This is a genomic window from Streptomyces sp. DG1A-41, assembly GCF_037055355.1.
In the GTDB taxonomy this organism is placed as follows: domain Bacteria; phylum Actinomycetota; class Actinomycetes; order Streptomycetales; family Streptomycetaceae; genus Streptomyces.
Window position 1 is genome coordinate 6,409,214 of the sequence record NZ_CP146350.1, and the last position, 26,559, is coordinate 6,435,772.

Sequence of the window (26,559 nt, forward strand, 5' to 3'; positions counted from 1 at the left end):
GCCCTCCGCAGCCCTCTCCGCCGCCGTTCTACGCCAGGCTGTCCCGCCAGGCCCGGTGCAGATCCGCGAACCTGCCCGTGCCCGCGACGAGTTCGGCCGGTCCGCCGTCCTCGACGATCTTCCCGTGTTCCATCACGAGTACGCGGTCCGCGATCTCGACGGTCGACAGCCGGTGCGCGATGACCACGGCCGTACGGCCCTTCAGCACCGTCGCCATCGCCCGCTGCACCGCACGCTCGCCCGGGATGTCCAGCGAGCTGGTCGCCTCGTCGAGGATCAGCACCGCCGGATCGGCCAGCAGCGCCCGTGCGAACGCGACCAGTTGCCGCTGACCGGCCGAGATACGGCCGCCCCGCTTGCGTACGTCGGTGTCGTAGCCGTCGGGCAGGGAGCTGATGAAGTCGTGAGCGCCGATCTCCTTGGCCGCCCGCTCGATCTCCTCGCGTGTGGCGTCCGGGCGGCCGATCGCGATGTTCTCCGCGACCGTGCCGGAGAACAGGAACGCCTCCTGCGTCACCATGACCACCCCGCGCCGCAGTTCGGGCACGGCGAGATCGCGCAGGTCGACGCCGTCCAGCAGCACCCGGCCCTCGGAGGGGTCGTAGAGGCGGGCCAGCAGCTTGGCCAGCGTGGACTTGCCGGCGCCCGTGGAGCCGACGACCGCGACCGTCTGCCCGGCCGGGATCGTCAGGTCGAAACGGGGCAGCACCTCGCCGCCGGTGCGGTAGCCGAAGCGGACGCCGTCGAAGACGACCTCGCGGCCCGGCTGTTCACCCGCCAGCGCAGGGAGCTGCCGGGGGCTCGACGGCTCGGGCACGGACGGCGTCTGCGCGAGCAGCCCGGCGATCTTCTCCAGCGAGGCCGCCGCCGACTGGTAGGAGTTGAGGAACATTGCGAGCCGGTCGATGGGGTCGTACAGCCGCCGCAGATACAGCACGGCCGCCGCCAGCACACCGAGGGCGAGCGTGCCGTCCGCGACCCGGTAGGCGCCCCACAGCACGATCGCCGCGACCGCCGTGCTGGCGACCAGCCGTGAGCCGGTGACGTACCGGGCCATCTCCAGCAGCGCGTCGCCGTTGGTCCGCTCGTGCCGCTGGTTGAGCGCGCCGAAGTCCGCGTCGTTGACGGCCTCGCGGCGGAAGGCGCGCACCGGCCGGATGCCGTTCATGGTCTCGACGAACTTGACGATGACGGCGGCGATGGCGGTCGACCGCGCCCGGTACACCCGCCCGGCGCGCCGCTGGTACAGCCGCACCAGGGCGTAGAGCGGCGCCAGGGACGCCACCGCCACGCCGCCGAGGCCCAGGTCGAGCCAGAGCAGCATCGCCGAGATGTAGACGAAGGACAGGATGACCGTCACGAGCTCCTGAAGGCCCTCGTCCAGCAGTTCGCGCAGCGACTCCACGTCCGTGGTGGAGCGGGAGATGAGCCGGCCCGAGGTGTAGCGCTCGTGGAAGTCGACGCTCAGCGCCTGCGCGTGGCGGAAGATCCGGCCGCGCAGGTCGAGCAGCACGTCCTGGCTGACGCGGGCCGCCGCGGCGACGAACGCGCTCTGGAGCCCGCCCGCGGCCAGCGCGCACGTCAGATAGCCGACGGCCACCGCGATCAGCGGCCCGTGGTCCTGCGCCCGGAACGCCGGCACGGCACGGTCGATGGCGTACGCCACGAGCAGCGGGCCAGCCTGCACGACCGCCTGCTGGAGCAGCAGCAGGAGCGTAGTGACCGTGACGCGGGCCTTCATGGGCGCGAGCAGGGAGCGCAGCAGGGCGGATGTGGCGCCCGGGGGTGTGGGCAGGACGTCCCGGTCGAAGGGGTCGCCGGTGGCGGGAGCCCGAGCGTCGGGTTTCTCGTCCTCGGGTTTCTCGTCCTCGGCGTTCCCGTCGGCCGGTGCGGTGGTGGCCGCCGTCATCGTGCGTCCTCCTGTTCGACGGACCGGTCGGCCGGCTGTTCCCCTGACGGTTCGCCGGACATCAGGTGCGCGTACTCGGCGTTCGTACGCAGCAGTTCGTGGTGGGTGCCGACCGCGGCGATCCGGCCGCCGGACAGCAGCGCGACGCGGTCGGCGAGCAGCACGGTGGACGGGCGGTGCGCCACGATCAGGGCGGTGGTGTCCGCGAGGACCTGCCGCAGGGCGGCCTCCACGGCGGCCTCGGTGTGCACGTCCAGGGCCGACAGCGGGTCGTCCAGGACGAGGAACTCCGGCTGCCCGACGACAGCTCTGGCCAGCGCCAGCCGCTGCCGCTGCCCGCCGGAGAGGCTGAGGCCCTGCTCGCCCACCTGGGTCTCCGTCCCCTGCGGCAGGGCGTACACGAAGTCGGCCTGGGCGACGGTAAGGGCGCGCTCCAGCTCGGCCGGGCCTGCCGTGTCGTCGGCGCCCATGAGAACGTTGTCGCCGACCGCGGCCGAGAAGAGCGTGGGTTCCTCGAAGGCGACCGCGACCTTGGCGCGCAGCGCCTGACGGGACAGGGTCGTGATGTCGACGCCGTCGAGGGTGATGCGGCCCGAGGTCACCTCGTAGAAGCGGGGGATGAGCGCGGTGAGGGTGGTCTTGCCGCTGCCTGTCGCTCCGACCAGGGCCATGGATTCGCCGGGGCGGATGTGGAGGCCGACCTTGTCCAGGACGGGAGGGGAGTGGGGTGGGGCGTCGGGGTAGCGGAAGGTGACGTCGTGGAACCGGAGACCGGAGCCGGCTGCGGGCGGTGACACCGAGTCAGCGGGAACTCCCCGTTCCTCGACGCCCTCGTCCCTCACCTCGAAATACCGCTCCGTCGCCGTCGCCGCCTCCTGGCTCATCGCCAGCAGGAACCCGATCGACTCCACCGGCCACCGCAACGCCAGCGCCGTGGACAGGAACGCCACCAACGTCCCCGCCGACAGCCCCCCGTCGGCCACCTGCACCACGCCCACCACCAGCGCCGCCCCGATGGCGAGCTCCGGCAGCGTCACGATGACGCCCCAGATCGTCGCCAGCAGGCGCGCCTTGCGCAGCTCCGTGCCGCGCAGCGTCCCCGACAGCTCCCTGAAGGCACGGGCCTGGCTGCGGTGCCGGCCGAAGCCCTTGATGACGCGGATGCCGAGCACGCTCTCCTCGACGACCGTGGTCAGGTCGCCGACCTGGTCCTGGGCGAGCCGGGCCGCCTTGGCGTACCGCTTCTCGAAGATCACGCAGGTGACCATGACGGGCACGGCGGGCCCGAGGATCACCAGCCCCAGGGTCCAGTCCTGGAGCAGCATGATGACCACGCCGACGAGGATCGTCACGCCGTTGACCAGCAGGAAGGTCAGCGGGAAGGCGAGGAACATGCGCAGCAGCATCAGGTCCGTCGTCCCCCGGGACAGCAACTGCCCCGAGGACCACCGGTCGTGGAAGGCCACCGGCAGCCGCTGGAGGTGCCGGTACAGATCCGCCCGCATGGACGCCTCGACGTGGGAGAGCGGCCGGGCCACCAGCCACCGCCGCAGCCCGAACAGCAGGGCCTCGGCGAGGCCGAGGAGCAGCAGGATCAGCGCGCCGAGCCAGACCCCGCCCGGGTCCCGGTCGGCGACCGGCCCGTCCACCATCCACTTCAGCACGAGCGGGATCACCAGGCTCATGCAGGAGGCCAGTATCGCGACGAACGCGGCGGTGAACAGCCGCACCCGCACGGGCCGCACGTACGGCCACAGGCGCAGCAGCGTACGCACGGTCGAACGGGCCTGGGCGGGGGCGGGTGTCGTGGCCATCAGCAGCGAGCCTACGGATCGCCACTGACACTGCCCACCGAGTTTTCGCCGTACCCGGGTCGGCCGTTGGTCCTACGACCTGGGGGTACCTCCCTGCTCGAGCGAAGCCGAGAGCTTGGGGGAGTTCGAGGGTCGTACGGCGGCACCAGCCGATCGGATGATGCCCGTTCGAGCGCGACGGCCGATGCGCCGGTGCCCGCCGCGCCGCGACTCTCGTCGTATGCCGACCGCACCTGTCATCGAAGTCACCGAGTTGCTACCCACCTCACCCACCTCTACGCCAAGCTCGGCGTCAGGGACCGCGCGGCGGCGGTGGCGGTGGCGTACGACCGGGGGATCCTGGGCCGGCCCGGGGGCGGGAAGGGGGTCACCCTTCCTGAGGGGCGGACGACTGGTCCAGGTCACGGTCACGGACCATGGTGAAGATGGCGATCGCCTCGGTGAGGGCCACTCAGGCCAGCACCACGGTCCTCAGGGGCGTCCTGTCGAGGCCCGGGCAAGGGCGCGGCACCCCGGCGTCAGAGCTCCCACCGCCCCGCCGACGGTCAGGCCCGCGGGCCGAAGTGCTGCGCTGCCCCGCCCGGCGAAACGATGCCTCAGCCCGCCACCCGAAGCAGCAGCACCGCCCGCGCCGGCACCGTGATCTCCGTCCCCGCCACGTGCTCCACCCCCGGCGCCTGGCCCTGTTCCTCCAGGCTCGTGTCGACGACGACCTCGTAGCGCTCCGCCCAGGGCGGCCCCGGCAGCACGAAGCTCACCGGCCCCTCGCCCGCGTGCAGGACGGCGAGGAAGCTGTCGTCGAGGATCTGGTCGCCGTGCTCGTCACGGCCCGGTATGTCCCGGCCGGAGAGGTACATGCCCAGCGTGGCGGCGGGCGCGTACCAGTCCTGCTCCGTCATCTCGGTGCCCCGGGACGTGAACCAGGCCAGGTCGCGCAGGCCGTCCGCGGTCTGGGCCCGGCCCGAGAAGAACGCCCGGCGCCGCAGCACCGGGTGCCGGTGGCGCAGCTCGATCAGCCGGGCGGTCAGCTCGAACAGCGCCTTCCAGCCCGGGTCCTGAAGCAGGCCCCAGTCCACCCAGCTGATCTCGTTGTCCTGGCAGTACGCGTTGTTGTTGCCGCCCTGCGTGCGGCCCAGCTCGTCGCCCGCGACCAGCATCGGCACACCGGTCGACAGCAGCAGCGTGGTCAGCAGGTTCCTCAGCTGCCGCCGCCTGAGGGCCCGTACGCCCTCGTCGTCCGTCTCGCCCTCGGCGCCGCAGTTCCAGGCCCGGTTGTCGTCCGTGCCGTCGCGGTTGCCCTCGCCGTTGGCCTCGTTGTGCTTGCGCTCGTAACTCACCAGGTCGCGCAGGGTGAAACCGTCGTGCGCGGTGATGAAGTTGACGGACGCCTGCGGCCTGCGGCCGCCCCAGGCGTACAGGTCGCTGGAGCCCGACAGGCGGTAGCCCATCTCCCGTACGTCCGGCAGCGCGTGCCGCCAGAAGTCCCGTACGGCGTTGCGGTACCGGTCGTTCCACTCCGTCCACAGCGGCGGGAACGCCCCCACCTGGTAGCCGCCCGACCCCACGTCCCACGGCTCGGCGATCAGCTTCACCCGGCGCAGCACCGGGTCCTGGGCGATGACCGCCAGGAACGGGGAGAGCATGTCGACGTCGTGCATGGAGCGGGCCAGCGCCGCCGCCAGGTCGAAGCGGAAGCCGTCCACGCCCATCTCCGTCACCCAGTACCGCAGGGAGTCCGTGATGAGCCGCAGCACATGCGGCTGGACCACGTGCAGCGTGTTGCCGCAGCCGGTGTAGTCGGCGTAGCGGCGGAGATCGTCCTGGAGGCGGTAGTAGCCGCGGTTGTCGATGCCCTTCAACGACAGCGTCGGACCCAGCTCGCCCGCCTCCGCGGTGTGGTTGTAGACCACGTCGAGGATGACCTCGATCCCCGCCGCGTGCAGGGCGCGCACCATGCGCTTGAACTCGCCGACCTGCCGGCCTCGCGTCCCGGAGGCCGCGTAGGCCGCGTGCGGGGCGAAGTAGCCGATGGAGTTGTAGCCCCAGTAGTTCCTCAGGCCTCTGCGCAGCAGATGGTCCTCGTGCGCGAACTGGTGCACGGGCAGCAGTTCCACCGCCGTCACGCCCAGCCTCACCAGATGCTCGATCGCCGCCGGGTGCGCGAGACCGGCGTAGGTGCCGCGCAACTCCTCGGGTATGCCCGGGTGCAGCCGGGTGAAGCCCTTGACGTGCAGCTCGTAGATCACCGAGTCCGCCCACGGCGTCTTCGGGCGGCGGTCGTCCGCCCAGTCGTCGTCATCGTGGACGACCACGCCCTTGGGGACGTACGGCGCCGAGTCCCGGTCGTCGCGCACGGTGTCGGCGACGTGCTGCTGCGGCCAGTCGCGCACGTGCCCGTACACCTCCGGCGGCAGGGTGAAGTCTCCGTCCACGGCACGGGCGTACGGGTCGAGGAGCAGCTTCGCCGGGTTCCAGCGGGCGCCGGTCCACGGGTCCCAGCGGCCCTGCACCCGGTAGCCGTAACGCTGCCCGGGCAGTACGCCCGGGACGAAGCCGTGCCAGATCTCGTGGGTCAGCTCGGCGAGCCGGACCCGCGACTCCTTGCCCGCCTCGTCGAAGAGGCACAGCTCGACCCCTTCGGCCCCGCCCGCCCACAGGGCGAAGTTGGTCCCGGCCACCCCGTCCGGGCCGACCCGGAACCGGGCGCCGAGCGGCGTCGGCGCGCCCGGCCGGGCGGGCACCGCGGGCGGCGGCGCGGCCCGCCGTGCGCCGTTCACGGCGGCGGCCTGGCGCCCGTTCTCGGTGGCCTGATGGCCGGCCACCGCCTCCTGCTCGGCTGCGCTGGACACCTGTCAGCCTCCCGCGGCTCGTGGAACGACGGGGGACAGAGGAGTGCGGCCCTGTGCTCCGGACCGGGGCGCGGCTCCCCTGCGCGTCGTCCTCCCCACTGTTCTGCCCAGAGCGTGGGTCGCACTCACGTTTCCCCGGGGGCGGGCATGGTCGTTTCCCGGGGACGCGGCCGGTCGTTGGGCACCTCGTGAGGCACGTACAAGGGCGCGCGCGGCGCGCGAGGGCCGCGCTGGCCGCCGTAGCGACATGGGCAGGGCTCCTGACCGGAGCCACCGGCTGTACCTCGGACGACGCGGGCGGGATCGCCGGGGCGTTCGGCGCGCCCCCGGCGCCCGAGGACTTCATCCAGGTCTCGCCCGACGACGGCAGCAGGGGTGTGCGCCCCGGGAAGAAGCTGCGGGTGCATGTGCCCGACGGCAGGCTGGAGTCGGTGAAGGTCGTCCGGTCGCAGGACGCGCAGGAGTCCCGGGTGCCCGGGCACCTCTCCGCCGACGGGCTGTCCTGGGAACCCGACGAGAAGCGGCTCGCGCTGGCCGCCAAGTACACGATCGACGCGGTGGCCGTGGACGGCGACGGCCGCCGCTCCGCCCGGCACACCACCTTCACGACGTACGTCCCGGAGGAACGCTTCATCGGCTACGTCAGCCCGGAGCACCGGGCCACGGTCGGCACCGGCATGATCGTCTCGCTGGAGTTCAACCGCGAGATCGCCCACCGCGCCGCCGTCGAACGCGCGGTGAAGGTCACCGCCCGCCCTGCCGTCGAGATCCGCCCGCACTGGTTCGGCCGGAGTCGCCTCGACTTCCGCCCCGAGCACTACTGGAAGCCCGGCACCCAGGTCACCGTCGCCCTGCGCCTGCGGGACGTCGAGGGGGCACCCGGGGTCTACGGCCTCCAGCACAAGACGTTCTCCTTCACCGTCGGCCGCAGCCAGGTCTCCGTGGTCGACGCCGCCCGGCACACCATGGAGGTGCGGCGCGACGGCGAGCCGCTCGCCACCGTGCCGATCACCGCCGGCGCCCCCAAGACCACCACGTACAACGGCAAGATGGTGGTGACCGAGATGCTCGAGGTCACCCGGATGAACGGTGCCACGGTCGGCTTCAAGAAGCGCAACGGCAAGGGCGAGTACGACATCCCCGACGTCCCGCACGCCATGCGCCTGACCGACTCCGGCACCTTCCTGCACGGCAACTACTGGGCGCACCACACCGTCTTCGGACGTACCAACGTCAGCCACGGCTGCGTCGGACTGCGCGATGTGAAGGGCGGCGGTTCGCACACCCCGGCCGGCTGGTTCTTCGACCGCAGCCTCATCGGGGACGTCGTCGAGGTCGTCCACAGCAACGACAAGAAGGTCGCTCCCGACAACGGGCTCGGAGGCTGGAACATGAGCTGGAACGCGTGGAAGACGGGCAGTGCGGTGAAGTAGCCCGGCAGGGGGGCGGGCTGCTTCAACTTTCCGTGGAAGTTGGAACTGAACAGTGACAATCGCAGGCCGCCGGGGCGCGGCGCCTTGTGGTTAATATTCGCCGGTGCGCGGGGGACGCGCAGGGGTGCGGGCCTGGCCAGGCCCTGGGAGGGGAGAACGATTTGAACGGGCGACCGATATCGGGGGCGTCGGTTGGCGGCAGGCAGGGACTGCTCGCGCTGATACTGGGCGTGTTGCTGCTCGCCGTCACGGCGTGCGGCGGCGGGGGCCGGCTCCGGTTCCGGCGGGGGCGCCGGCAAGGCCAAGGACGCGGACGCCGCGCAGAGCAAGCAGTCCGAGGCCGTCGTCGACATCACCCCCAAGGACGGCGCCAAGTCCGTCGACACCAGCGGGGCACTGAAGGTGACCGCCGCCAAGGGCAAGCTGACCGAGGTCGAGGTCAAGGACGCCAAGGGCAAGAAGGTCGACGGCGAGATATCCGGCGACGGCGCCACCTGGACGCCGTCCACCCACCTGGCCGCCGCCACCAAGTACACGGTGCACGCGGTCGCCAAGGACTCCGAGGGCCGAACGGCCGCGGAGGACGCGGGCTTCACGACCCTGACGCCGGAGAACACCTTCATCGGCACCTTCACCCCGGAGGACGGCTCCAAGGTCGGCGTGGGCATGCCGTTCTCCATCCGCTTCAGCCGGGGCATCACCAACCCGGACGACGTCGAGAAGGCCATCCGCATCAAGACGGAACCGGCCGTGGACGTCGAGGGCCACTGGTTCGGCAACGACCGTCTCGACTTCCGCCCCGAGAAATACTGGAAGCCCGGCACCAAGGTGACCGTCGACCTCGGCCTCGACGGCGTCGAGGGCCGCCCCGGCGTCTACGGCGAGCAGGACAAGACGGTCTCCTTCACCATCGGCCGCAACCAGGTCTCGGTCGTCGACGCCAAGAAGCTCACCATGAAGGTCATGCGCGACGGCAAGGTCATCAAGACCATCCCGGTCACCACCGGCAAGCCCGGCATGGAGACCTGGAACGGCCAGATGGTCATCAGCGAGATGCTCACGGTGACCCGCATGAACGGCGAGACGGTCGGCTACGGCGGCGAGTACGACATCAAGGACGTCCCGCACGCCGTGCGCCTCACCACCTCCGGCACCTTCCTGCACGGCAACTACTGGGCGGGCGGCGCCTTCGGCAACTACAACGCCAGCCACGGCTGCATCGGCCTGCGCGACGTGCGCGGCGGCTGGGACAAGAAGGCGCCGGCCGCGTGGTTCTTCAACCACTCGATGGTCGGCGACGTGGTGATCGTCAAGAACTCCGAGGACCGCATCGTCGACCCGGACAACGGGCTCAACGGCTGGAACATGTCGTGGGAGAAGTGGAAGAAGTAGCTCTCCGCCGCTGACAAGAGGGCCCCGGTATGACGGACCGCACCGGGGCCTTCGTCGTTAGTGGGCGTTAACCTGCTGCCTATGACCGTCTCTCTCGAAGTCGCCGAAGGCGTCGGCACGCTCCGTCTCGACCGCCCGCCCATGAACGCGCTGGACATCGCCACGCAGGACCGGCTGAAGGAACTCGCCGAGGAGGCCGCGCGCCGCGAGGACGTGCGGGCCGTGGTGGTCTACGGCGGCGACAAGGTGTTCGCGGCCGGCGCGGACATCAAGGAGATGCAGGCGATGGACCACACCGCGATGGTCCTGCGCGCCCGCGCCCTCCAGGACTCGTTCACGGCGGTAACCCGGATCCCCAAGCCGGTCGTCGCGGCCGTGACCGGCTACGCGCTCGGCGGCGGCTGCGAACTCGCGCTGTGCGCGGACTACCGCATCGCCGGCGAGAACGCCAGGCTCGGCCAGCCGGAGATCCTGCTCGGCCTGATCCCCGGCGCGGGCGGCACCCAGCGCCTGGCCCGCCTGGTCGGCCCCTCCAGGGCCAAGGACCTGATCTTCACAGGCCGGATGGTGAAGGCCGACGAGGCGAAGGAGATCGGCCTGGTCGACCGGGTCGTACCCGCCGACGAGGTGTACGCGCAGGCGCACGCCTGGGCCGCGAAGCTGGCGCAGGGCCCGGCTCTCGCGCTGCGCGCCGCGAAGGAGTCGATCGACACGGGCCTGGAGACGGACATCGACACGGGCCTGGCGATCGAACGGAACTGGTTCGCGGGCCTGTTCGCCACCGAGGACCGCGAGCGCGGCATGCGCAGCTTCGTGGAGGAGGGCCCGGGCAAGGCCAAGTTCCTCTGAATCTTCCTCCTGGCACTTGCAATTGACGTGGTGTCTGATCCGGGTCCCTCGATGGGGCGGTTCACGGCAGTCTTGAGGCGGCCTTGGGCGTTGCCCGGTCGAGGGGCTGCGTCGATTGCCGTGAAACGGGTCGTTGTCGCAGGTCAGACGGGTTGTGTGCGATTTTTGGATGCCTTTGGCATATGCCACGGGTCCGCCGGTGTGCACCCCGCTCCCGGGGGCGCATTCGCCGGGAACGGCCCCCAAGGGTGCTCCGGGCGGCCATGATGGGGGGCATGGCGGGGCTGGAGGGTATGGAACAGCCGCGGGGACACGCACCTGTGGCCGCGGCGCGCTGGTCGCCGACCGTCGAGGACGAACGCGCGCTGAAGGCGATGGAGTTGTACGGCAACCCGACGGAGGCAGAGGTCCTGCTGCCGTCCCGCCCCGAGTCCGCGGCCACCGCCAGACGGCTGGCCCAGGTCGTCGTCCTGCGCCACTGGGGGCTCACCCCCAAGACCACCGAGGACGCGGTCCTGCTCGTCTCCGAACTGGTGGGCAACGCCGTACGCCACACCGGCGCCCGGGTCTTCGGGCTGCGTCTGCACCGGCGCCGCGGGTGTATCCGCGTGGAGGTCCGTGACCCGTCGCGGGGGCTGCCCTGTCTGATGCCCGTCCAGGAGATGGACGTCAGCGGCCGGGGCCTGTTCCTCGTCGACAAGCTGGCCGACCGCTGGGGGGTCGATCTGCTGCCCCGCGGGAAGACCACGTGGTTCGAGATGCGGGTCGCCGGCCGCTGACGACCGCCTCCGCGGCCGGGCTCGACGAGGGGCGTGACCTGCGTCAGCGCGCCTGGCCGCCGATCGGGCGAATCACTGGTTTCCCCGCGAAGCGGACCTTAAATGGTGCGATGCACCGCCACCTTGTCAAAAGCGCCCTCGTCACGGGCGCCGCCCTCGCCCTCCTCGCCGCCTGCGGCACCGAGGGCGGGGAACGGACCTCCGAGGCACACGGCACCAAGGCCGCCGTGCCCGCGCCGCGCGAGAAGAAGCCCGTCCAGGGGCTGCCCGGGATGCCGCCCGTCCTCGACCCCGAGGACGTGTACGCGGCCGACCGCCCGAACAAACTGTCGCCCGTGGTCAAGGGATTCCCGTCCCGGGTCTACGTCCCCAACACCGAGTCCGACACCGTCTCCGTCATCGACCCGAAGACGTACGAGACCATCGAGACGATTCCCGTGGGCCGGCAGCCCCAGCACGTCGTCCCCTCCTGGGACCTGAAGACGCTCTGGGTCAACAACAACCGCGGCCACACCCTCACCCCGATCGACCCGAAGACCGGCAAGGCGGGCAAGGAGGTCGAGGTCCACGACCCGTACAACCTCTACTTCACGCCGCACGGCAAGTACGCCATCGTCATGGCCTCCCTCGACCGCGAACTGGTCTTCCGCGACCCGCACACCATGGAGCGCAAGAAGACGGTCCCGGTCTCCTGCTACGGCGTCAACCACGCCGACTTCTCCCTCGACGGCCGCTACTTCATCGTCTCCTGCGAGTTCAGCGGCGAACTGCTCAAGGTCGACACCGAGAAGATGAAGGTCGTCGGGCAGCAGCGGCTGCCGTTCGAGGGCGCCATGCCGCAGGACGTGAAGGTTTCGCCCGACGGCAAGAAGTTCTACATCGCCGACATGATGGCCCACGGCATGTGGGTCCTGGACGGCGACAAGTTCACCGAGCCCACCCTGCTGCCCACCGGCAAGGGCTGCCACGGCCTGTATGTCAGCCGCGACTCCCGCGAGATGTACGTGTCCAACCGTGGCGAGGGCACGATCTCCGTCTTCGACTTCACGCAGGACAAGCTGACCAAGAAGTGGCAGCTGCCCGACGGCGGCAGCCCCGACATGGGCGGTGTCTCCGCCGACGGCAAGGTGCTGTGGCTCTCCGGCCGCTACGACGCCGAGGTGTACGCCATCGACACCCGCACCGGCATCCAACTGGCCCGCATCCCCGTCGGCAGCGGCCCGCACGGCCTCGCGGTCTACCCGCAGCCCGGCCGCTACTCGCTCGGCCACACGGGCATCTTCCGGTGAGCGCCATCCGCCGTCCACCGAGGGGCAGTTGACACGCCCCTGATCGAGTGAGGGTCCCCGGTCCGGCGCCGCGGACCCGCGATCGTGCCCCCCATGCTCACAGCCAGTCTGCGGCGGCGCACCGCTGCCGCCGCCCTCTCCCTCGCGGCCGTCCTCACGACCACGGCCGCCACGCCCGGCCACGCCCCCATGGCTCCCGCGGCGTCCGCGGCGACGCCCGCCAAGGCCGCCGCCCCCGGACCGGCCGCCTGTCCCGTCCAGTTCGACGACAAGATCAAGGCCGCCGCCGACCGCCGGGTCCAGGTCGACCGCATCACCCCCGACCCGTCCTGGCGCACCAGCTGCGGCACCCTCTACCGCGCCGACGGCCGCGGCCCCTCCGTGATCTTCGAGGAGGGCTTCCGCCCCCGGGACGTCGTCGACGGCCAGTACGACCTGGAGAAGTACGTCCTGGTCAACCAGCCGTCCCCGTATGTGTCGACCACGTACGACCACGACCTGTTCAAGAACTGGAAGTCCGCCTTCAACTACTACGTCGACGCTCCCGGCGGCGTCGACGTCAACAAGACCATCGGCGACACCCACAAGTGGGCCGACCAGCAGGAGGTCGCCTTCCCCGGCGGCATCGCCCGCGAGTACATCGTCGGCGTCTGCCCGGTCGACAGGCAGACCAAAACCGAGATCATGAGCGAGTGCGAGAGCAACCCGCACTACGAGCCCTGGCACTGAGCAGCACCTCCGAGCCCACGGGCCGGTCGCCGGCCGCCTGGAACGCCCGCAGGCTGCGGGCGTTCCCCGCTGACACCTGAGCCCACACCGGCGCACCTCCGGCCAGGTGCCGCGCCGCCGCCACCAGCCGCCGCCCCAGCCCCCGGTGCCGTGCCCCCTCGGCCACCTCGACCGCGACCTCCCACCGCCCGGCCACGCCACGGCCCAGCACGAGCACCCCGCCGTCCGCCGCCCACACCCGCACCTCGTCACGCCGCCGGCGTGCGGAGACCACCCGCGGATGGCCGGGATCGTCGATCTCCGCCAGCCCGACCGGCGGCTCCCCGGACAGCGCGGCACCGGTCAGCAGCACGTCGATGGTGTCGGACTCACGTCCCGTCCGGTCCATGAGGGCCGTCAGGAAGCGGGCGTTCATCGTGGCCGCGAGCCTGTCGCAGTCGGTGCGGCCCAGCGTCCGTCGCACCCACTCGGGATCCTCGTCGGTGAAGACGACCGAGTGAGCCGTGAAGGCCAGGACCCCCGCGTCCCGGGGCGAGGACTGCGGCACGATCGTCGTACCGCCGTCCGCCGGCGGGAAGACGCCCCGGGCCGCCGCGTCGAGAATGTCCCGCAGAGTTGCCGCCACCCGCGCGCTCCTTGAGTCTCCACCCACTGGAAGGCCCAGACTCCCAGACATGATCGACGACGGCACCGGACTGCTCACCATCGGCGAACTGGCCCGGTCACGGGGCTGACCGTGCGCACCGTCCGGTACTGGTCCGACGAGGGCGCGCTGCCCCCGGTGGCCCGGTCCGCGGGCGGTTACCGGCTGTACGACGCCGCGTCCGTGGCGCGGCTGGAGCTGATCCGGACCCTGCGCGAACTCGGCCTCGGGCTGGCGGACGTCCGCCGGGTGCTGGCCGGTGAGACGACGGTCGCGCAGGTCGCGGCCGCGCACGTGGCCGCGCTGGACGCGCGGATCCGGTCGCTCAAGGTGACCCGTGCGGTGCTGTCAGTGGCGAGACGTGGTCGGCGCGGAGGAGACGACACTCATGAACAGACTGGCACGGCTGTCGGCAGCGGAACGGCGGCGCATCGTGGAGGAGTTCGTGGACGAGGTGTGCCACGGGCTGGACACGGCGGACCCGGTGATCCGGGAGCGCATGCGGAACACCGCCGCCGACCTGCCCGAGGAACCGACGCCCGAGCAGGTGGACGCCTGGCTGGAGCTGGCCGAGATGCTCCAGGACCCGGACTTCAGGGCCGAGATGCGCAAGGCCGCCGAGTTCAACGCGGCCGACCACGGTCATGACACGCCCGCAGGGGCGTCCCTGTCGTTCTCCCGGCGGCTCGTACAACTGGGAGCCCGGGCCCGCGAGCGCGGCATCGCCCCCGAGTCGCCGGAGGCCGCTCAGGTGCTGCGCGAGCTGCTGGGCGATGCCGACCCCGCCACCGTGCTGGAGCGGCTGCGGTCGCACGCCACCAACGGGGTCGCCCGCCACCGCGAGTTGCTCGCCGTCGTGAAGGGAACCGGGCCCGAGGCGGCGTACCGCGAGGAGTTCGCCTGGGTGGTCGCCGCACTGGAGGCGCGTACGGGCAGTTAATCTGACCTTCGTCAGTACGACGCAGAACACGAGAGTAGGGGCGGATCGGTGGCGGACATCGAGGAAGCACGCAAGCAGTTCGAGCGGATCGATACGGACGGCGACGGATTCATCACCGCTGCCGAGTTCAAGTCCGCCCTGGCCCGGTCCGGCGACTGGAACGTCACCGAGTCGGTCGCCGAGGTCGTCATCAAAACCCGCGACCTCGACGGCGACAAGAAGCTGAGCTTCGACGAGTTCTGGAGCTACCTGAACAAGTGACGCCGGCGCTGTGGGGTGTGGGGGCCCGGTCCGTCCGCGGACGGACCGGGCCCCTCGTCATGCCCGGCGTGCCGTGCGTACGCTCCAGCGACCGTCGTGCCGCTCCAGCGTCAACGGCAGGTCGAAGCACTTGCCCAGCCCGTCGGCGGTCAGCACCCCGGCCACCGGACCGCCCGCGAGCGCACGCCCCTCGCGCAGCAGCAGGGCGTGCGTGGTGTGGGCCGGCAGCTCCTCCATGTGGTGGGTGACCAGGACCGTCGCCAGATGCGGATGCTGCCGGCGCAGTTCCCCGAGCGCCCCGATCAGCTGCTCCCGGCCTGGCAGGTCCAGGCCGGTGGCGGGCTCGTCCAGGAGCAGCAGCCGGGGCTCGGGCATGAGGGCCCGCGCGATGAGGGTCCGGCCCCGCTGCCCCTGGGAGAGCGTGGGCCAGCGCGCCTCACGGTGCTCGGCCAGTCCCAGCGTCCGGATCAGCCGCTCCGCCCGCTCCCGCTGCTCCGGCGCCGGACGCCACCGGGGCAGCGGCTCCACCGAGTTGGTCAGGCCGGTCAGGACGACGTCCCGTACCCGCAGCGGCGAGGTGAGCGGATGCCGCGGGTCGACATGCCCGACGTGCGCACGCAGCTCCCGCACGTCGACCCGGCCCAGCCGGTGGCCCAGCACCTCCACGCGGCCCCTTGTCGGGTGGACGAGCGCGCCGAGCAGGCCGAGCAGGGTCGACTTGCCCGCGCCGTTCGCGCCGAGCAACGCCCAGTGCTCACCGGCCCGGACGGTCAGTGACACCTCCGCCAGGATCGGCCGGCCGTCGCGTACGACGTGGACGTCCTCGGCCCGCAGGACGACTTGCGTCACCGCAGCGCCCTGTTCACCGCGGACAGCACCGCCCGGACCGAGGCGCCCAGGGCCGAGGAGTCCCGGCCCGCGCCCCAGCACGTCCTGCCGCCGACACGGCACTCCGCGAAGGCGTTCGTGCCCTCGTCGCCGCTCTGCTCGCAGAAGTCGAGCACGTCCACGGTGATCCCGGCGCCGGCCAGCGCGTCGACGAACGCGGAGACCGGGCCGCCGCCGGTGCCCTCGTAGTCGCCGGTGCGGTCGGCGGTCCGCAGCGTGCACACGAAGCGGTGGCCGCCGGTCTCGTCGCGGTGCACGGACCAGGCCTCCAGCGCCACCTCCCCGTCCTCCACCACGTACGTCGCCCGGAACAGCGCGTACAGCTCCTTCGCCGTCATCTCCCGCCCGCTGTCGTCCGTCGCCTCCTGCACGGCCCGGGAGAAGTCCGGCCGCATGCGCGCGGGGATGTCGACGCCGTGACGGGTGCGCAGCAGGTAGGCCGTGCCGCCCTTGCCCGACTGCGAGTTCACGCGGATCACCGCCTCGTAGGAGCGGCCTACGTCGGCCGGGTCGATCGGCAGGTACGGCACCGACCAGGGCGCCTGCCGCTCGGGCACGCCCAGTTCCCGGGCCCGCTCGGCGTGCCGGGCCAGACCCTTGCTGATCGCGTCCTGGTGGGTGCCCGAGAAGGCGGTGTGGACGAGATCCCCGGCGTACGGGTGGCGCGGGTGCACGGGCAGCCGGTTGCAGTGCTCGACCGTCTCCCGGACGGTGTCGATGTCCCTCAAGTCGATCATCGGGTCGACGCCCTGGGCGTACAGGTTGAGCGCCAGGGTCACCAGGTCGACGTTGCCGGTGCGCTCGCCGTTGCCGAACAGACAGCCCTCGACGCGCTGGGCACCGGCCAGTACGGCCAGTTCGGCGCAGGCGACGCCGGTGCCGCGGTCGTTGTGCGGGTGTACGGAGAGGATCACGCTGTCGCGGCGGGCCAGATGGCGGTGCGCGTACTCGATCTGGTCGGCGTAGACGTTCGGTGTCGCGATCTCCACGGTCGCCGGGAGGTTGTGGGTGACCGGCCGGTCCGGGCTCGCGTCCCACAGCCCGGTCAGCCCGTCGCACAGTTCCAGGACGAAGTCCGGCTCGGTCAGGTTGAAGGTCTCCGGGGAGAACTGGAAGCGGACGTACGAGGCCCGGTCCGCCCGGCGGGCCATGTGCTCGGCGGCCTCCCGCACGGTCCGCCACACCGCGGCCCGGTCCCGCCCCAGGACGACGTCCCGCCACACCGGCGAGGTCGCGATGTACAGATGCACGACGGCCCTCGGCAGCCCCTCGATCGCCTCGAAAGTGCGGTCGATCAGGTCCCGGCGGGCCGGGGTGAACACGACGGGCGTGACATCGTCCGGTACGGCGCCGGAGGTCACCAGATGCCGTACGAAGTCGAAGTCGGTGCGGCTCGCCGAGGGGTAGCCGACCTCGATCTCCTTGAAGCCCATGCCGGTCAGCAGGTCGAAGAAGCGGCGTTTGCGGGGCGTGTCCATCGGCTCGGCCAGGGCCTGGTTGCCGTCGCGCAGGTCGACGGGGACCCAGAGGGGAGCGCGCTCGATACGGGCGGCGGGCCAGTCGCGGCCGGCGGCGGGGACGCGGACCCGGTCCTGGAAGGGGCGGTATCGGTGGAACGGCATGGGGCCCGGGCGCTGGGGGTTCCAGACCGGGGCAGGGATGGTGGTCATCGTCGGCTGTGGCCTTTCGGCTCGGTCGGACGGTGACCGGCAGCACGGCAACCCGCGGCGGGGTGCCGGTCGCGTCAGGCCCCGCCGCGGCAGCCGAGAAGAAGGAGACCGCGGAACGTCATGCGCAGTACGCTAACCACCACTCAGGTCCTCAGACAAGTGGAATCCCTCTACTCCTCAGACAAGTTGGTGAACCTCATGCCGCTCGGTGCCGTCCGCCCCAGCCCCCTGGTCGAGCAGGCCGCCGCCCGGCTGCGCGAACAGATCGCCGGCGGCGACTGGCCGGTCGGCACCCGGCTGCCCGGCGAGACCACACTGGCGAAGGAACTGGGCGTGGGCCGCTCCACCGTCCGCGAGGCGCTGCGCGCGCTCGCCGGAGCCGGGCTGGTCCAACCCCGCCAGGGCGCCGGTGTCTTCGTCATCGCGACCGAGCCGGTCGAGGACTGGCCGACACGTCTGCGCCGGGCCGCCGTGACCGACGTCTACGAGGTCCGGATGGCGGTCGAGGTGCACGCCGCCCGGCTCGCCGCGCGCCGCCGCACCCCCGAGGACGTCATGGCGCTCCGGGCCGCTCTGGAGGGCCGCCGCGCCGCCGGCACGGCCGACGACGCCGCCTTCGTCGACGCGGACATCGCCTTCCACGCCGCAGTGGTCGCCGCCGCCCACAACCCGGTCCTCGCCGACCTGTTCGCCGAGTTCAGTCCCGTCCTGCGCGAAGGCCTGATCGAGCTCCTGTCCCTGACCGGCCTGCGCGCCGACGACCCGGACACCGGCGACGAGGCGCACGAGGCACTCGTACGGGCGGTGGCGGACGGGGATGCGGAGGGGGCGGCGGAGGTGCTGCGGGGGGAACTGGAGGATCCGTTCGCTCAGTCCTAGGTGTGCGTCTGCGGTGCAGCGGGGCCTGAGGCTGCCGGGTGTCTCTGCGTCTGAGGTGCGAGACCAACGCGAGGCCCGTGCGCAGCTCAGGCGTCCGCCGCCCACTTCCGCAGCGCCGCCTTGCTCTCGAAGTCCGCCACGTTCTTGTCCAGCGGGTCGTCGGTGTACTGGTGGAAGCGCCACCTGGCCTTGATGCGGGGCTTGCCCGCGCTGACGTAGTCGGCTATCCACAGGGCGTCGCCCGCGTAGGACGTCGTGTCGTGGTTGAGCCAGAAGTTCCGGTTGCAGTAGAGCACCACCTGGTTATCCGGCCGGAGGTCCTTCAGCTTCCGGATGAACAGGTCCTTCTCGGCGTTGCTCGCGTGTGTCCCGTTGCTGGTCGTCTCCCAGTCGACGGCGAGGATGTCGCCCGGCCGGTCCGGGGCCTTGGCGACGAAGTACTGGGCCTGGGCGGTGAGGTTGCCGGGCCAGAGGAAGTGGTAGAAGCCGACCACCAGGCCGGCGTCGCGGGCCCGCTTCGTCTGGGCCGCGAGTTTCGGGTTGACGTACGAACGGCCCTCCGTCGCCTTGACGATGACGAAGGAGAGGCCGTCGGTGTCGTAGGAGGAGGACTGGTAGGCGCTCACGTCTATGCCGCGCAGCATGGGCTCTCCCTGAAGTGCCGGTGGGAAAGGGGGAGTTGGTGTCTACCACCATGACACGGGCTGCTGTGGATTGACGTGGAAATGTCAACTTGGCCGCCGCCGGGGAGGCCACCGCATCCGACATCAGCATGTCCCGCGGACCGCGCGACACCCTTCGGCTCAGCCTGCTGCTGGCCGAGGGCAGCGTCGAACCCGGGCACTGGAAGACCAGCGAGTACTACTGCTGCGTCGTGCCCCGGCGAGGACTTCCGCCGCCGGCTCGCCGACGCCGGAGCCGCCGCCGAGGTGCCCCAGGTGGTGCGCGCCATCGCGGCCCGCATGCGCTGGAACGGCTGGCACTTCATGCCGCACGCCGCCGGTGTCACGGACGACGCGAGCCTTGCCGAGCGCGACTGGTTCTTCGCTCCCTCCATGCCCGACATGACGGAATGGACCTCACACCACCATTAGGGACATGTGGCCAACGGCGTACGGCTCGCCATCCGCGTCCCCTTCGGCATCACCCGGGCCGGCGCCCACCGGCCCGGCGTGCACGACCTGCGGCTGATGCGCAGCGAGGGCGACGTCCACGGCCCGCGCGAACTGCGCGCGGCGATCGCGATGGGCGAGATCCTGCGCGGCCTCTACCAGGACCGCGCCCTCCGGCTGGAGAAACGAGCGGAGACCGCCGTGGTCGGCGACTTCACCAACGCCTGGTACCAGCATCGCTACGGTACGGAGGCCCTCCAAGGCGCGCAGGCCACGACGGCGAACGAGAACGGTGTCTGACCAGATGACGACAGCACACACCCCCGCGGTGAACCCGACGGCAGCGGACGACGGCGGCGAGGCCGGGAGCAGCACGGTGCTCTACCTCGGCCTGCGGCGCTCCCCCCTGGAATGGCGCGCCGAACTCGACGCCGCCGCCGCACGGGGACTCGGCGTCCACGTCGCGTCCGACGCCGACGTCTCCCACACCGGGCTGCCCGACCACCGGCGCGGCTCCTTCGACCGCGGCTCCTCGCTCGCGGAGCAGGCCGCTCAGGCCTCCCCGGACCAGGCCCCCGTCGCGGTCGTCTGCTGGGGCGACAAGTACGTCGGCCTCACCGCGCTGCTCGCCGAGCGGTTCGGGGTGCGCGGCATCGGTACCGACGCCGCGGCCGTCACCACCGACAAGGCGGCCCAGCGCTGGGCCATGGAGCCGTACGGGCTCAACCCGCCCTGGCGGGCGGGCCGGACGCTCGACGACCTGCGGGCCGTCGCCTCGGAGCTCGTCGCCGCCGCAGGCCTCTGGTGTTCAAGCCCGCCCACTGCTCCGGCGGCCGCGGCATGGCGCTGATCACCCAGGACACCGGCCTGGACGAGGTGTTCGCGCTCACGGCCGCCGACTACGCAGGGACCAGCGACTTCCTCGTCGAGGACTACGTCGACGGCTCCGAGCACTCCGTCTCCGGTGTCGTCGCCGACGGCACGGTGCGGATCCTCGGCGTCACCGACAAGAGCGTCGACGGGCCGTTGTCCCCGTCGTGGGCCACGGCCGTCCCCTCCGCCCTGGCGGACACGCAGGTCAAGGGCCTGATGCGGGCCGCCGAGCAGGCCGTGCTCGCCGTCGGCCTCGGGACCGGGGGGTTCCACGTCGACCTGCGGCTCGGCTCCGCGGGCCCCGTCGTCCTGGAGGTGGGCGGACGGCTCGGCGGGGACCTGATCAACTCCCACCTCATCCCGTACGCGCACCAGGGGGCCGTCCGCCCCTACGAGGCGCTGCTGGCCCTGCTCACCGACGGGGAGCTGCCCGGCGAGACCCCCGAGCCGGGCCGCGGCGCGGCCATGGTGCTGTTGCCCAAGGACGGGCGCCCGGCAGCCGAGGCGGCCGTGGCCGCGCTCGCCCACCCGCGGGTCGTCCTCGCCGAGGACTGGCCCGGTACGGACACCGTCGTGGCGATCGTCGTCACCGAGGACCCGGCCGATCTGCCCGCGGCCGTTGCGGACGTCCGCGAGTCGGCCCGGTGACCGCCGGCCCCGCAACCGCGCCCGGCCTTCGAAGAGCTGACGCGCCTCACCGGCACGGGTGATGACAGCTTCTTCCGCCACGACCGCGGCGACCGCTGCCCGGCGCCGCGCGGGCCGTCAGCACTCGATGATGTTGACCGCCAGCCCGCCCCGCGCCGTCTCCTTGTACTTCACCGACATGTCCGCGCCGGTGTCCTTCATCGTCTTGATGACCTTGTCCAGGGACACCTTGTGGGAGCCGTCGCCGCGCATCGCCATGCGGGCGGCGGTGACGGCCTTGACCGCCGCCATGCCGTTGCGCTCGATGCAGGGAATCTGCACGAGGCCGCCGACCGGGTCGCAGGTCAGGCCGAGGTTGTGCTCCATGCCGATCTCCGCGGCGTTCTCGACCTGTTCCGGCGAGCCGCCGAGCACCTCGGCCAGCGCGCCCGCCGCCATCGAGCAGGCGGAGCCGACCTCGCCCTGGCAGCCGACCTCGGCTCCGGAGATGGAGGCGTTCTCCTTGAAGAGCATGCCGATCGCGCCCGCGGCGAGCAGGAAGCGGACCACGCCCTCCTCGTCGGCGCCGGGCACGAAGTTGACGTAGTAGTGCAGGACCGCCGGGATGATGCCGGCCGCGCCGTTCGTCGGGGCGGTGACGACCCGGCCCCCGGCCGCGTTCTCCTCGTTGACCGCCATCGCGTAGAGGGTGATCCACTCCATGGCGAGGGCCTTCGGGTCGCCCTCGGAGCGCAGCTTGCGGGCGGTGTTCGCGGCGCGGCGGCGCACCTTCAGGCCGCCCGGCAGGATGCCCTCGCGGGACATGCCGCGCGCCACGCAGGCCTCCATCACCCGCCAGATCTCCAGCAGGCCGGCGCGGATCTCCTCCTCGGTGCGCCAGGCGCGCTCGTTCTCCAGCATCAGGGCGGAGATCGACAGCCCCGTCTCCCGGGCCATGCGCAGCAGCTCGTCGCCCGTGCGGAAGGGGTACTTCAGCATGGTGTCGTCGAGCTTGATGCGGTCCGCGCCGACCGCGTCCTCGTCGACGACGAAGCCGCCGCCGACCGAGTAGTACGTCTTCGTCAGCAGCTCCGCGCCCGAGGCGTCGTACGCCCACAGGGTCATGCCGTTCGCGTGGTACGGCAGGGTTTTGCGGCGGTGCAGGACCATGTCGTCGTCGAAGGAGAACTCGATCTCGTGCTCGCCCATCAGCCTCAGCCGGCCGTCGGACTTGATCGTCTCCACCCGTCCGTCGGCCGTCTCCACGTCCACCGTGCGCGGCGAGTCGCCCTCCAGGCCGAGCAGCACCGCCTTGGGCGTGCCGTGGCCGTGGCCGGTGGCGCCGAGCGAGCCGTACAGCTCGGCCCGGACCGAGACAACGGTCTCCAGCAGCTCCTCGTTGCGCAGCCGCAGGGCGAACATCCGGGCCGCGCGCATCGGGCCGACGGTGTGGGAGCTGGACGGGCCGATGCCGATCGAGAACAGGTCGAAGACCGAGATGGCCACGGAAACTCCTGACTACGGGGGTGGTGCAAGGGGGAGGGCGCCCCGCCCACGCGGGACGGGGCGCCCTGAAAGGTTTCTTCGTTATGTGTCGAGACCCGGGTACAGCGGGTGCTTGTCGGCCAGGGCCTTCACCCGGGCCTTGAGGGCCTCCGCGTCGTAGGACGGCTTCAGCGCCTCGGCGATGACGTCCGCGACCTCCGCGAAGTCCTCGGCCCCGAAGCCCCGGGTCGCCAGGGCCGGCGTGCCGATCCGGAGGCCCGACGTCACCATCGGCGGGCGCGGGTCGTTCGGGACCGCGTTCCGGTTGACCGTGATGCCCACCTCGTGGAGGCGGTCCTCGGCCTGCTGTCCGTCCAGCTCCGAGTGGCGCAGGTCGACCAGGACCAGGTGCACGTCCGTGCCGCCGGACAGGACGTCCGCGCCCGCGGCCCGGACGTCGTCCTTCACCAGACGCTCGGCCAGGATGCGGGCGCCCTCCAGCGTACGGCGCTGGCGCTCTTTGAAGTCCTCCGATGCGGCGACCTTGAAGGCGACCGCCTTGGCCGCGATCACATGCTCCAGCGGACCGCCCTGCTGACCGGGGAAGACAGCGGAGTTGATCTTCTTGGCGAGTTCGGCCGTGGAGAGGATCACACCGCCGCGCGGGCCGCCCAGCGTCTTGTGGGTGGTCGTGGTCACCACGTGCGCGTGCGGGACCGGGTTCGGGTGCAGCCCGGCCGCGACGAGCCCCGCGAAGTGCGCCATGTCGACCATCAGGTACGCGCCGACCTCGTCCGCGATCCGGCGAAACTCCGCGAAGTCCAGCTGCCGCGGGTACGCCGACCAGCCGGCCACGATCAGCTTCGGCTTGGACTCCTTGGCCAGCCGCTCCACCTCGGCCATGTCGACCCGGCCGTCCTCGCCCACCCGGTAGGCGACGACGTCGTACAGCTTGCCGGAGAAGTTGATCTTCATGCCGTGGGTCAGGTGCCCGCCGTGCGCGAGGTTCAGACCCATGATGGTGTCGCCCGGCTTGAGCAGCGCGAACATCGCGGCGGCGTTGGCCTGGGCGCCGGAGTGCGGCTGCACGTTGGCGTGCTCGGCGCCGAACAGCTCCTTGACCCGGTCGATCGCGATCTGCTCGACCACGTCGACGTGCTCGCAACCGCCGTAGTAGCGGCGGCCAGGGTAGCCCTCGGCGTACTTGTTGGTGAGGACCGAGCCCTGCGCCTCCATGACCGCGACCGGAGCGAAGTTCTCCGAGGCGATCATCTCGAGCGTGGACTGCTGCCGGTGCAGCTCGGCGTCGACCGCGGCGGCCACGGCCGGGTCGAGCTCGTGCAGGGGTGTGTTCAGGACGGACATACGGCTACGACTCCTCAGCCGGCGGAGAACGCGGTGTACTCGTCGGCGGAGAGCAGGTCGCCCGGCTCCTCCGCGACCCGCACCTTGAACAGCCAGCCGCCCTCGAAGGGGGCCGAGTTCACCAGCGACGGGTCGTTCACGACGTCCTCGTTGACCTCGGTGACCTCACCGGAGACGGGGGAGTAGAGGTCGGACACCGACTTGGTCGACTCCAGCTCACCGCAGGTCTCGCCCGCGGACACCGTGTCGCCGACCTCGGGGAGCTGGACGAAGACCACGTCGCCGAGCGCGTTGGCCGCGTGCTCCGTGATGCCGACCGTCGAGACGCCGTCCTCGGCGGCCGACAGCCACTCGTGCTCCTTGCTGTAACGCAGCTGCTGGGGGTTGCTCATGGCCTGGATTCTCCTGTACGCGCGGGAGTGCTGTGGAAGGGGGACTGCTGGTGAGCTGCGACGACGGACGAGCAGGGTCGCTGCCGCGGCCCTTGGCCAGTGTCTACTTCTGGCGCTTGTAGAACGGCAGCGCCACGACCTCGTACGGCTCGTGACTGCCCCGGATGTCCACGCCTACGCCGGGCGTGCCGGGCGCGGCGTGCGCGGGGTCGACATAGGCCATGGCGATCGGCTTGCCGAGCGTGGGGGAGGGGGCACCGGAGGTGACCTCGCCGATCACCTCGCCGCCGGCGACGACCGCGTACCCGGCGCGCGGGACCCGGCGGCCCTCGGCGACCAGGCCGACCAGCACGCGGGGCGGGTTCCGCTCGGCGCGGGCGGCGGCCTCCCGCAGGGCCTCGCGCCCCACGAAGTCGCCCTCCTTCTCGAACTTCACCACCCGGCCGAGCCCCGCGTCGAAGGGCGTCAGGGACGTGCTCAGCTCGTGCCCGTACAGCGGCATGCCCGCCTCCAGGCGCAGCGTGTCGCGGCAGGACAGCCCGCACGGGACCAGGCCGGCACCCTCGCCCGCCTTGGTCAGGGCCTGCCACAGCTCGACCGCGTGCTCCGGCTTCACGAACAGCTCGAAGCCGTCCTCGCCGGTGTAGCCGGTCCGGGCGATCAGGGCCGGAACCCCCGCGACCGTGCCGGGCAGACCGGCGTAGTACTTCAGGCCGTCGAGGTCGGCGTCGGTCAGGGACTTCAGGATCCCCGGGGACTGAGGCCCCTGTACGGCGATCAGCGCGTAGGCGTCCCGGTCGTCGCGCACCTCGGCGTCGAAGCCCGCGGAACGTTCCGCCAGGGCGTCCAGCACGACCTGCGCGTTGGAGGCGTTGGCGACGACCATGTACTCGGTCTCGGCGAGCCGGTAGACGATCAGGTCGTCGAGGATGCCGCCGTCGGCCCGGCAGATCATGGTGTAGCGGGCGCGGCCGGGCTTGACGCCGCCGATGTTGCCCACCAGGGCGTAGTCCAGGAGGGCGGCGGCCTGCGGACCGGTGACGGTGATCTCACCCATGTGGGAGAGGTCGAAGAGCCCGGCCTTCGCGCGCACGGCGTTGTGCTCGTCGCGCTCGGAGCCGTAGCGCAGGGGCATGTCCCAGCCGGCGAAGTCGGTCATCGTCGCGCCGAGCGAACGATGCAGGGCATCGAGCGCGGTGTGGCGGAGTTCTCCTGTACTGCTCACGGTCGGTCGTCTCCCAAGGCAATGACGGGCGAGGTCGTTCCTCCCCATCTGTCATCGGAACCTGAGAGGTTCGCCATGACCACACAGGACATGGCTTGCACCTTGGGTGGGACCACCGAGGTGGCGGCCCGCTTTTCAGATGTGCCTCGCCCGCGCGGTAACGGGGCCTGAGAGATTCAAGGGAGGGACTTGCTCCTTCGGCGCCCCAGCGTCAGCGGTGCTGGGAACTCTCCCGCGCGGATTCAAACGGCCGGTATGCAGTTGGCGCGCACATCATTGCACGCATCGTCGAGGGGTGGCAGGGGGACCACCTTGTAGCAGGCCTGTTGCGGGAAGAGGACTAAATCCAGAGGCATCGGGCATTACCTTCTCTTTACACTCAGCGGGGATGGGACTCCGTACCTGGCCCCAGGGGAGGACATCACGGTGAACAGGACCACCGCGTACGCCACGACATCGGGCGTCGCGCTGCCCGAGCAGCCGGCCGTTCCGGCACGCGCGGGCCGCGGCCCGCTGCCGGTGCCGGTCGTCCGCGATCTGCGCGAGCGCGCCGGCCGCGGCCCGCACGCGCTGCTGTTCGGCCCCCGCGACCTCGTCGTGGTCACGGGCCTGCCCGGCAGCGGCAAGTCCACGCTGATGCGGCGCACCGTGCCCGGCCGGCGCATCGACTCCCAGGACACCCGCGACCGCTGGGACGGCCGCATGCCGCGCTTCCTGCCGTACGCGGTCTACCGCCCGCTCGTCCGCCTCGCCCACTACACCGGGCTGCGCCGCGCCCTGCGCACCGGCGAGGGCGTCGTCGTGCACGACTGCGGCACCCAGGCCTGGGTCCGCCGCTGGCTGGCCCGCGAGGCCCGCCGCCGCGGCGGCACCCTGCATCTGCTCATGCTCGACGTCACCCCCGAGGAGGCCCTGGCCGGCCAGCGCGACCGCGGCCGCGGTGTCTCGCGGTACGCGTTCCTGCGCCACCGCGCGGCGACCACCCGTCTGCTGCGCTCCGTGGAGCTAGGCGACCTGCCCGCGGGCTGCGGCTCGGCGATCCTCGTCGACCGGGACGCGGCGGACACCCTGCGCCGGATCGGGTTCACGGGCTGACCGTTGGCGGCCGGCGAGCCGCTAGCCTTTGAGCCACAGCAGTGGTTCCAGGCAGGCGGTA

The 26,559-nt window shown here is 71.6% G+C and carries 23 protein-coding genes, 3 pseudogenes and 1 riboswitch; of the genes and pseudogenes, 15 read left to right on the top strand and 11 right to left on the bottom strand.

All coding sequences use genetic code 11. The features are described 5' to 3' along the window. Nucleotides 1–28: 28 nt before the first annotated feature. Nucleotides 29–1,909 (bottom strand): ABC transporter ATP-binding protein, encoded by a 1,881-nt coding sequence (locus V8690_RS30070; RefSeq protein WP_338783253.1) that lies wholly within the window; start codon nt 1,907–1,909, stop codon nt 29–31. Next, a complete protein-coding gene (locus tag V8690_RS30075) occupies nt 1,906–3,723 on the bottom strand; it encodes an ABC transporter ATP-binding protein (protein ID WP_338783254.1) in 1,818 nt (605 codons plus the stop codon). Before V8690_RS30075 ends, V8690_RS30070 begins: the two co-directional genes overlap by 4 nt. A gap of 252 nt (nt 3,724–3,975) precedes the next feature. Between V8690_RS30075 and V8690_RS30080 the strand changes: the two are divergent. After that, a pseudogene (locus V8690_RS30080) lies at nt 3,976–4,068 on the top strand (DNA-binding response regulator); the annotation flags it as partial. Nucleotides 4,069–4,319: 251 nt separating this feature from the next. Here the strand turns inward: V8690_RS30080 and glgX are convergent. Beyond that, on the bottom strand, nt 4,320–6,572 hold the full coding sequence (glgX, locus tag V8690_RS30085) for a glycogen debranching protein GlgX (protein WP_338783255.1): 2,253 nt from the start codon (nt 6,570–6,572) through the stop codon (nt 4,320–4,322). 188 nt (nt 6,573–6,760) lie between these two features. Here glgX and V8690_RS30090 point away from each other — a divergent pair, with 188 nt between their 5' ends. The 6 genes and pseudogenes from V8690_RS30090 to V8690_RS30115 all read left to right on the top strand — a co-directional run bounded on the left by V8690_RS30090 (nt 6,761) and on the right by V8690_RS30115 (nt 13,043). Beyond that, nucleotides 6,761–8,005 (top strand): Ig-like domain-containing protein, encoded by a 1,245-nt coding sequence (locus tag V8690_RS30090; protein WP_338783256.1) that lies wholly within the window; start codon nt 6,761–6,763, stop codon nt 8,003–8,005. A gap of 161 nt (nt 8,006–8,166) precedes the next feature. Further along, nucleotides 8,167–9,397, top strand: a pseudogene (locus V8690_RS30095) (Ig-like domain-containing protein). 81 nt (nt 9,398–9,478) lie between these two features. Continuing rightward, nucleotides 9,479–10,246, top strand: a complete 768-nt coding sequence (locus V8690_RS30100) for an enoyl-CoA hydratase-related protein (protein WP_338783257.1) — start codon at nt 9,479–9,481, stop codon at nt 10,244–10,246. Nucleotides 10,247–10,521: 275 nt separating this feature from the next. Beyond that, a complete protein-coding gene (locus V8690_RS30105; RefSeq protein ID WP_338783258.1) occupies nt 10,522–11,025 on the top strand; it encodes an ATP-binding protein in 504 nt (167 codons plus the stop codon). Between the two features lie 110 nt (nt 11,026–11,135). After that, the gene (locus tag V8690_RS30110; RefSeq protein ID WP_338783259.1) at nt 11,136–12,314 is read left to right on the top strand and encodes a hypothetical protein; all 1,179 of its coding nucleotides are present in this window, start codon (nt 11,136–11,138) and stop codon (nt 12,312–12,314) included. Between the two features lie 93 nt (nt 12,315–12,407). Continuing rightward, a complete protein-coding gene (locus V8690_RS30115) occupies nt 12,408–13,043 on the top strand; it encodes an ADP-ribosyltransferase (protein ID WP_338783261.1) in 636 nt (211 codons plus the stop codon). Here V8690_RS30115 and V8690_RS30120 read toward each other — a convergent pair. Continuing rightward, entirely contained in the window at nt 12,997–13,668 is a 672-nt protein-coding gene (locus V8690_RS30120) for a GNAT family N-acetyltransferase (protein WP_338783263.1), read from the bottom strand. The two genes, V8690_RS30115 and V8690_RS30120, sit on opposite strands and share 47 nt — an antisense overlap. Nucleotides 13,669–13,717: 49 nt before the next feature. Between V8690_RS30120 and V8690_RS30125 the strand changes: the two are divergent. Continuing rightward, nucleotides 13,718–14,626: pseudogene (locus tag V8690_RS30125) on the top strand (MerR family transcriptional regulator). Nucleotides 14,627–14,674: 48 nt separating this feature from the next. After that, the gene (locus V8690_RS30130) at nt 14,675–14,887 is read left to right on the top strand and encodes an EF-hand domain-containing protein (protein ID WP_338783264.1); all 213 of its coding nucleotides are present in this window, start codon (nt 14,675–14,677) and stop codon (nt 14,885–14,887) included. Nucleotides 14,888–14,944: 57 nt separating this feature from the next. On the opposite strand, the gene V8690_RS30135 is transcribed toward V8690_RS30130, so the two are convergent. Together V8690_RS30135 and V8690_RS30140 are read right to left on the bottom strand one after the other, a co-directional pair. Continuing rightward, nucleotides 14,945–15,736, bottom strand: a complete 792-nt coding sequence (locus tag V8690_RS30135) for an ATP-binding cassette domain-containing protein (RefSeq protein ID WP_338783265.1) — start codon at nt 15,734–15,736, stop codon at nt 14,945–14,947. Further along, the gene (locus V8690_RS30140) at nt 15,733–17,445 is read right to left on the bottom strand and encodes a 2-isopropylmalate synthase (RefSeq protein ID WP_338783266.1); all 1,713 of its coding nucleotides are present in this window, start codon (nt 17,443–17,445) and stop codon (nt 15,733–15,735) included. Before V8690_RS30140 ends, V8690_RS30135 begins: the two co-directional genes overlap by 4 nt. Before the next feature lie 198 nt (nt 17,446–17,643). On the opposite strand from V8690_RS30140, the gene V8690_RS30145 reads away from it, so the two are divergent. Beyond that, on the top strand, nt 17,644–18,324 hold the full coding sequence (locus tag V8690_RS30145) for an FCD domain-containing protein (protein WP_338785509.1): 681 nt from the start codon (nt 17,644–17,646) through the stop codon (nt 18,322–18,324). An 86-nt stretch (nt 18,325–18,410) separates the two neighbouring features. Here V8690_RS30145 and V8690_RS30150 read toward each other — a convergent pair whose 3' ends face one another. Continuing rightward, a complete protein-coding gene (locus tag V8690_RS30150) occupies nt 18,411–18,968 on the bottom strand; it encodes a glycoside hydrolase family 25 protein (protein ID WP_338783267.1) in 558 nt (185 codons plus the stop codon). Between the two features lie 294 nt (nt 18,969–19,262). On the opposite strand from V8690_RS30150, the gene V8690_RS30155 reads away from it, so the two are divergent. From V8690_RS30155 to V8690_RS30170, 4 genes are read left to right on the top strand one after another with little or no spacing between them, the layout of a single operon-like run. After that, nucleotides 19,263–19,418 carry a hypothetical protein gene (locus V8690_RS30155; RefSeq protein WP_338783268.1) on the top strand — a complete coding sequence of 52 codons (156 nt, stop codon included), beginning with the start codon at nt 19,263–19,265 and terminating at the stop codon, nt 19,416–19,418. 6 nt (nt 19,419–19,424) lie between these two features. Further along, on the top strand, nt 19,425–19,736 hold the full coding sequence (locus V8690_RS30160) for a hypothetical protein (RefSeq protein WP_338783269.1): 312 nt from the start codon (nt 19,425–19,427) through the stop codon (nt 19,734–19,736). Between the two features lie 4 nt (nt 19,737–19,740). After that, a complete protein-coding gene (locus tag V8690_RS30165) occupies nt 19,741–20,286 on the top strand; it encodes a hypothetical protein (protein ID WP_338783270.1) in 546 nt (181 codons plus the stop codon). Further along, nucleotides 20,241–20,957: an ATP-grasp domain-containing protein gene (locus V8690_RS30170; protein ID WP_338783271.1), complete on the top strand. Its 717-nt coding sequence runs from the start codon at nt 20,241–20,243 to the stop codon at nt 20,955–20,957. The genes V8690_RS30165 and V8690_RS30170 overlap by 46 nt, the downstream gene beginning before the upstream one ends. A gap of 117 nt (nt 20,958–21,074) precedes the next feature. Here V8690_RS30170 and V8690_RS30175 read toward each other — a convergent pair whose 3' ends face one another. The 4 genes from V8690_RS30175 to gcvT all read right to left on the bottom strand — a co-directional run bounded on the left by V8690_RS30175 (nt 21,075) and on the right by gcvT (nt 25,403). Then, nucleotides 21,075–22,442 (bottom strand): L-serine ammonia-lyase, encoded by a 1,368-nt coding sequence (locus tag V8690_RS30175; RefSeq protein WP_338783272.1) that lies wholly within the window; start codon nt 22,440–22,442, stop codon nt 21,075–21,077. An 81-nt stretch (nt 22,443–22,523) separates the two neighbouring features. Then, nucleotides 22,524–23,786 carry a serine hydroxymethyltransferase gene (gene glyA, locus V8690_RS30180; protein ID WP_338783273.1) on the bottom strand — a complete coding sequence of 421 codons (1,263 nt, stop codon included), beginning with the start codon at nt 23,784–23,786 and terminating at the stop codon, nt 22,524–22,526. A 14-nt stretch (nt 23,787–23,800) separates the two neighbouring features. After that, complete coding sequence (gene gcvH / locus V8690_RS30185; protein ID WP_020276709.1) at nt 23,801–24,178, bottom strand: glycine cleavage system protein GcvH; 378 nt, start codon at nt 24,176–24,178, stop codon at nt 23,801–23,803. 103 nt (nt 24,179–24,281) lie between these two features. Continuing rightward, nucleotides 24,282–25,403 carry a glycine cleavage system aminomethyltransferase GcvT gene (gene gcvT / locus V8690_RS30190; RefSeq protein WP_338783274.1) on the bottom strand — a complete coding sequence of 374 codons (1,122 nt, stop codon included), beginning with the start codon at nt 25,401–25,403 and terminating at the stop codon, nt 24,282–24,284. Nucleotides 25,404–25,548: 145 nt separating this feature from the next. Further along, a riboswitch (glycine riboswitch) is annotated at nt 25,549–25,648 on the bottom strand. 175 nt (nt 25,649–25,823) lie between these two features. Here gcvT and V8690_RS30195 point away from each other — a divergent pair. After that, nucleotides 25,824–26,498, top strand: coding sequence for an AAA family ATPase (locus V8690_RS30195; protein WP_338785510.1), 675 nt, complete (start codon nt 25,824–25,826; stop codon nt 26,496–26,498). Nucleotides 26,499–26,559: the final 61 nt, after the last annotated feature.

What these genes read in the sequence shown, in the direction of transcription:
- V8690_RS30070 (WP_338783253.1), bottom strand. Translation starts at nt 1,909, where the DNA reads ATGACGGCGGCCACCACCGCACCGGCCGACGGGAACGCCGAGGACGAG.
- V8690_RS30075 (WP_338783254.1), bottom strand. Translation starts at nt 3,723, where the DNA reads ATGGCCACGACACCCGCCCCCGCCCAGGCCCGTTCGACCGTGCGTACG.
- V8690_RS30100 (WP_338783257.1), top strand. Translation starts at nt 9,479, where the DNA reads ATGACCGTCTCTCTCGAAGTCGCCGAAGGCGTCGGCACGCTCCGTCTC.
- V8690_RS30105 (WP_338783258.1), top strand. Translation starts at nt 10,522, where the DNA reads ATGGCGGGGCTGGAGGGTATGGAACAGCCGCGGGGACACGCACCTGTG.
- V8690_RS30110 (WP_338783259.1), top strand. Translation starts at nt 11,136, where the DNA reads ATGCACCGCCACCTTGTCAAAAGCGCCCTCGTCACGGGCGCCGCCCTC.
- V8690_RS30115 (WP_338783261.1), top strand. Translation starts at nt 12,408, where the DNA reads ATGCTCACAGCCAGTCTGCGGCGGCGCACCGCTGCCGCCGCCCTCTCC.
- V8690_RS30140 (WP_338783266.1), bottom strand. Translation starts at nt 17,445, where the DNA reads ATGACCACCATCCCTGCCCCGGTCTGGAACCCCCAGCGCCCGGGCCCC.
- V8690_RS30145 (WP_338785509.1), top strand. Translation starts at nt 17,644, where the DNA reads ATGCCGCTCGGTGCCGTCCGCCCCAGCCCCCTGGTCGAGCAGGCCGCC.
- V8690_RS30150 (WP_338783267.1), bottom strand. Translation starts at nt 18,968, where the DNA reads ATGCTGCGCGGCATAGACGTGAGCGCCTACCAGTCCTCCTCCTACGAC.
- V8690_RS30165 (WP_338783270.1), top strand. Translation starts at nt 19,741, where the DNA reads ATGACGACAGCACACACCCCCGCGGTGAACCCGACGGCAGCGGACGAC.
- glyA (WP_338783273.1), bottom strand. Translation starts at nt 23,786, where the DNA reads ATGTCCGTCCTGAACACACCCCTGCACGAGCTCGACCCGGCCGTGGCC.
- gcvH (WP_020276709.1), bottom strand. Translation starts at nt 24,178, where the DNA reads ATGAGCAACCCCCAGCAGCTGCGTTACAGCAAGGAGCACGAGTGGCTG.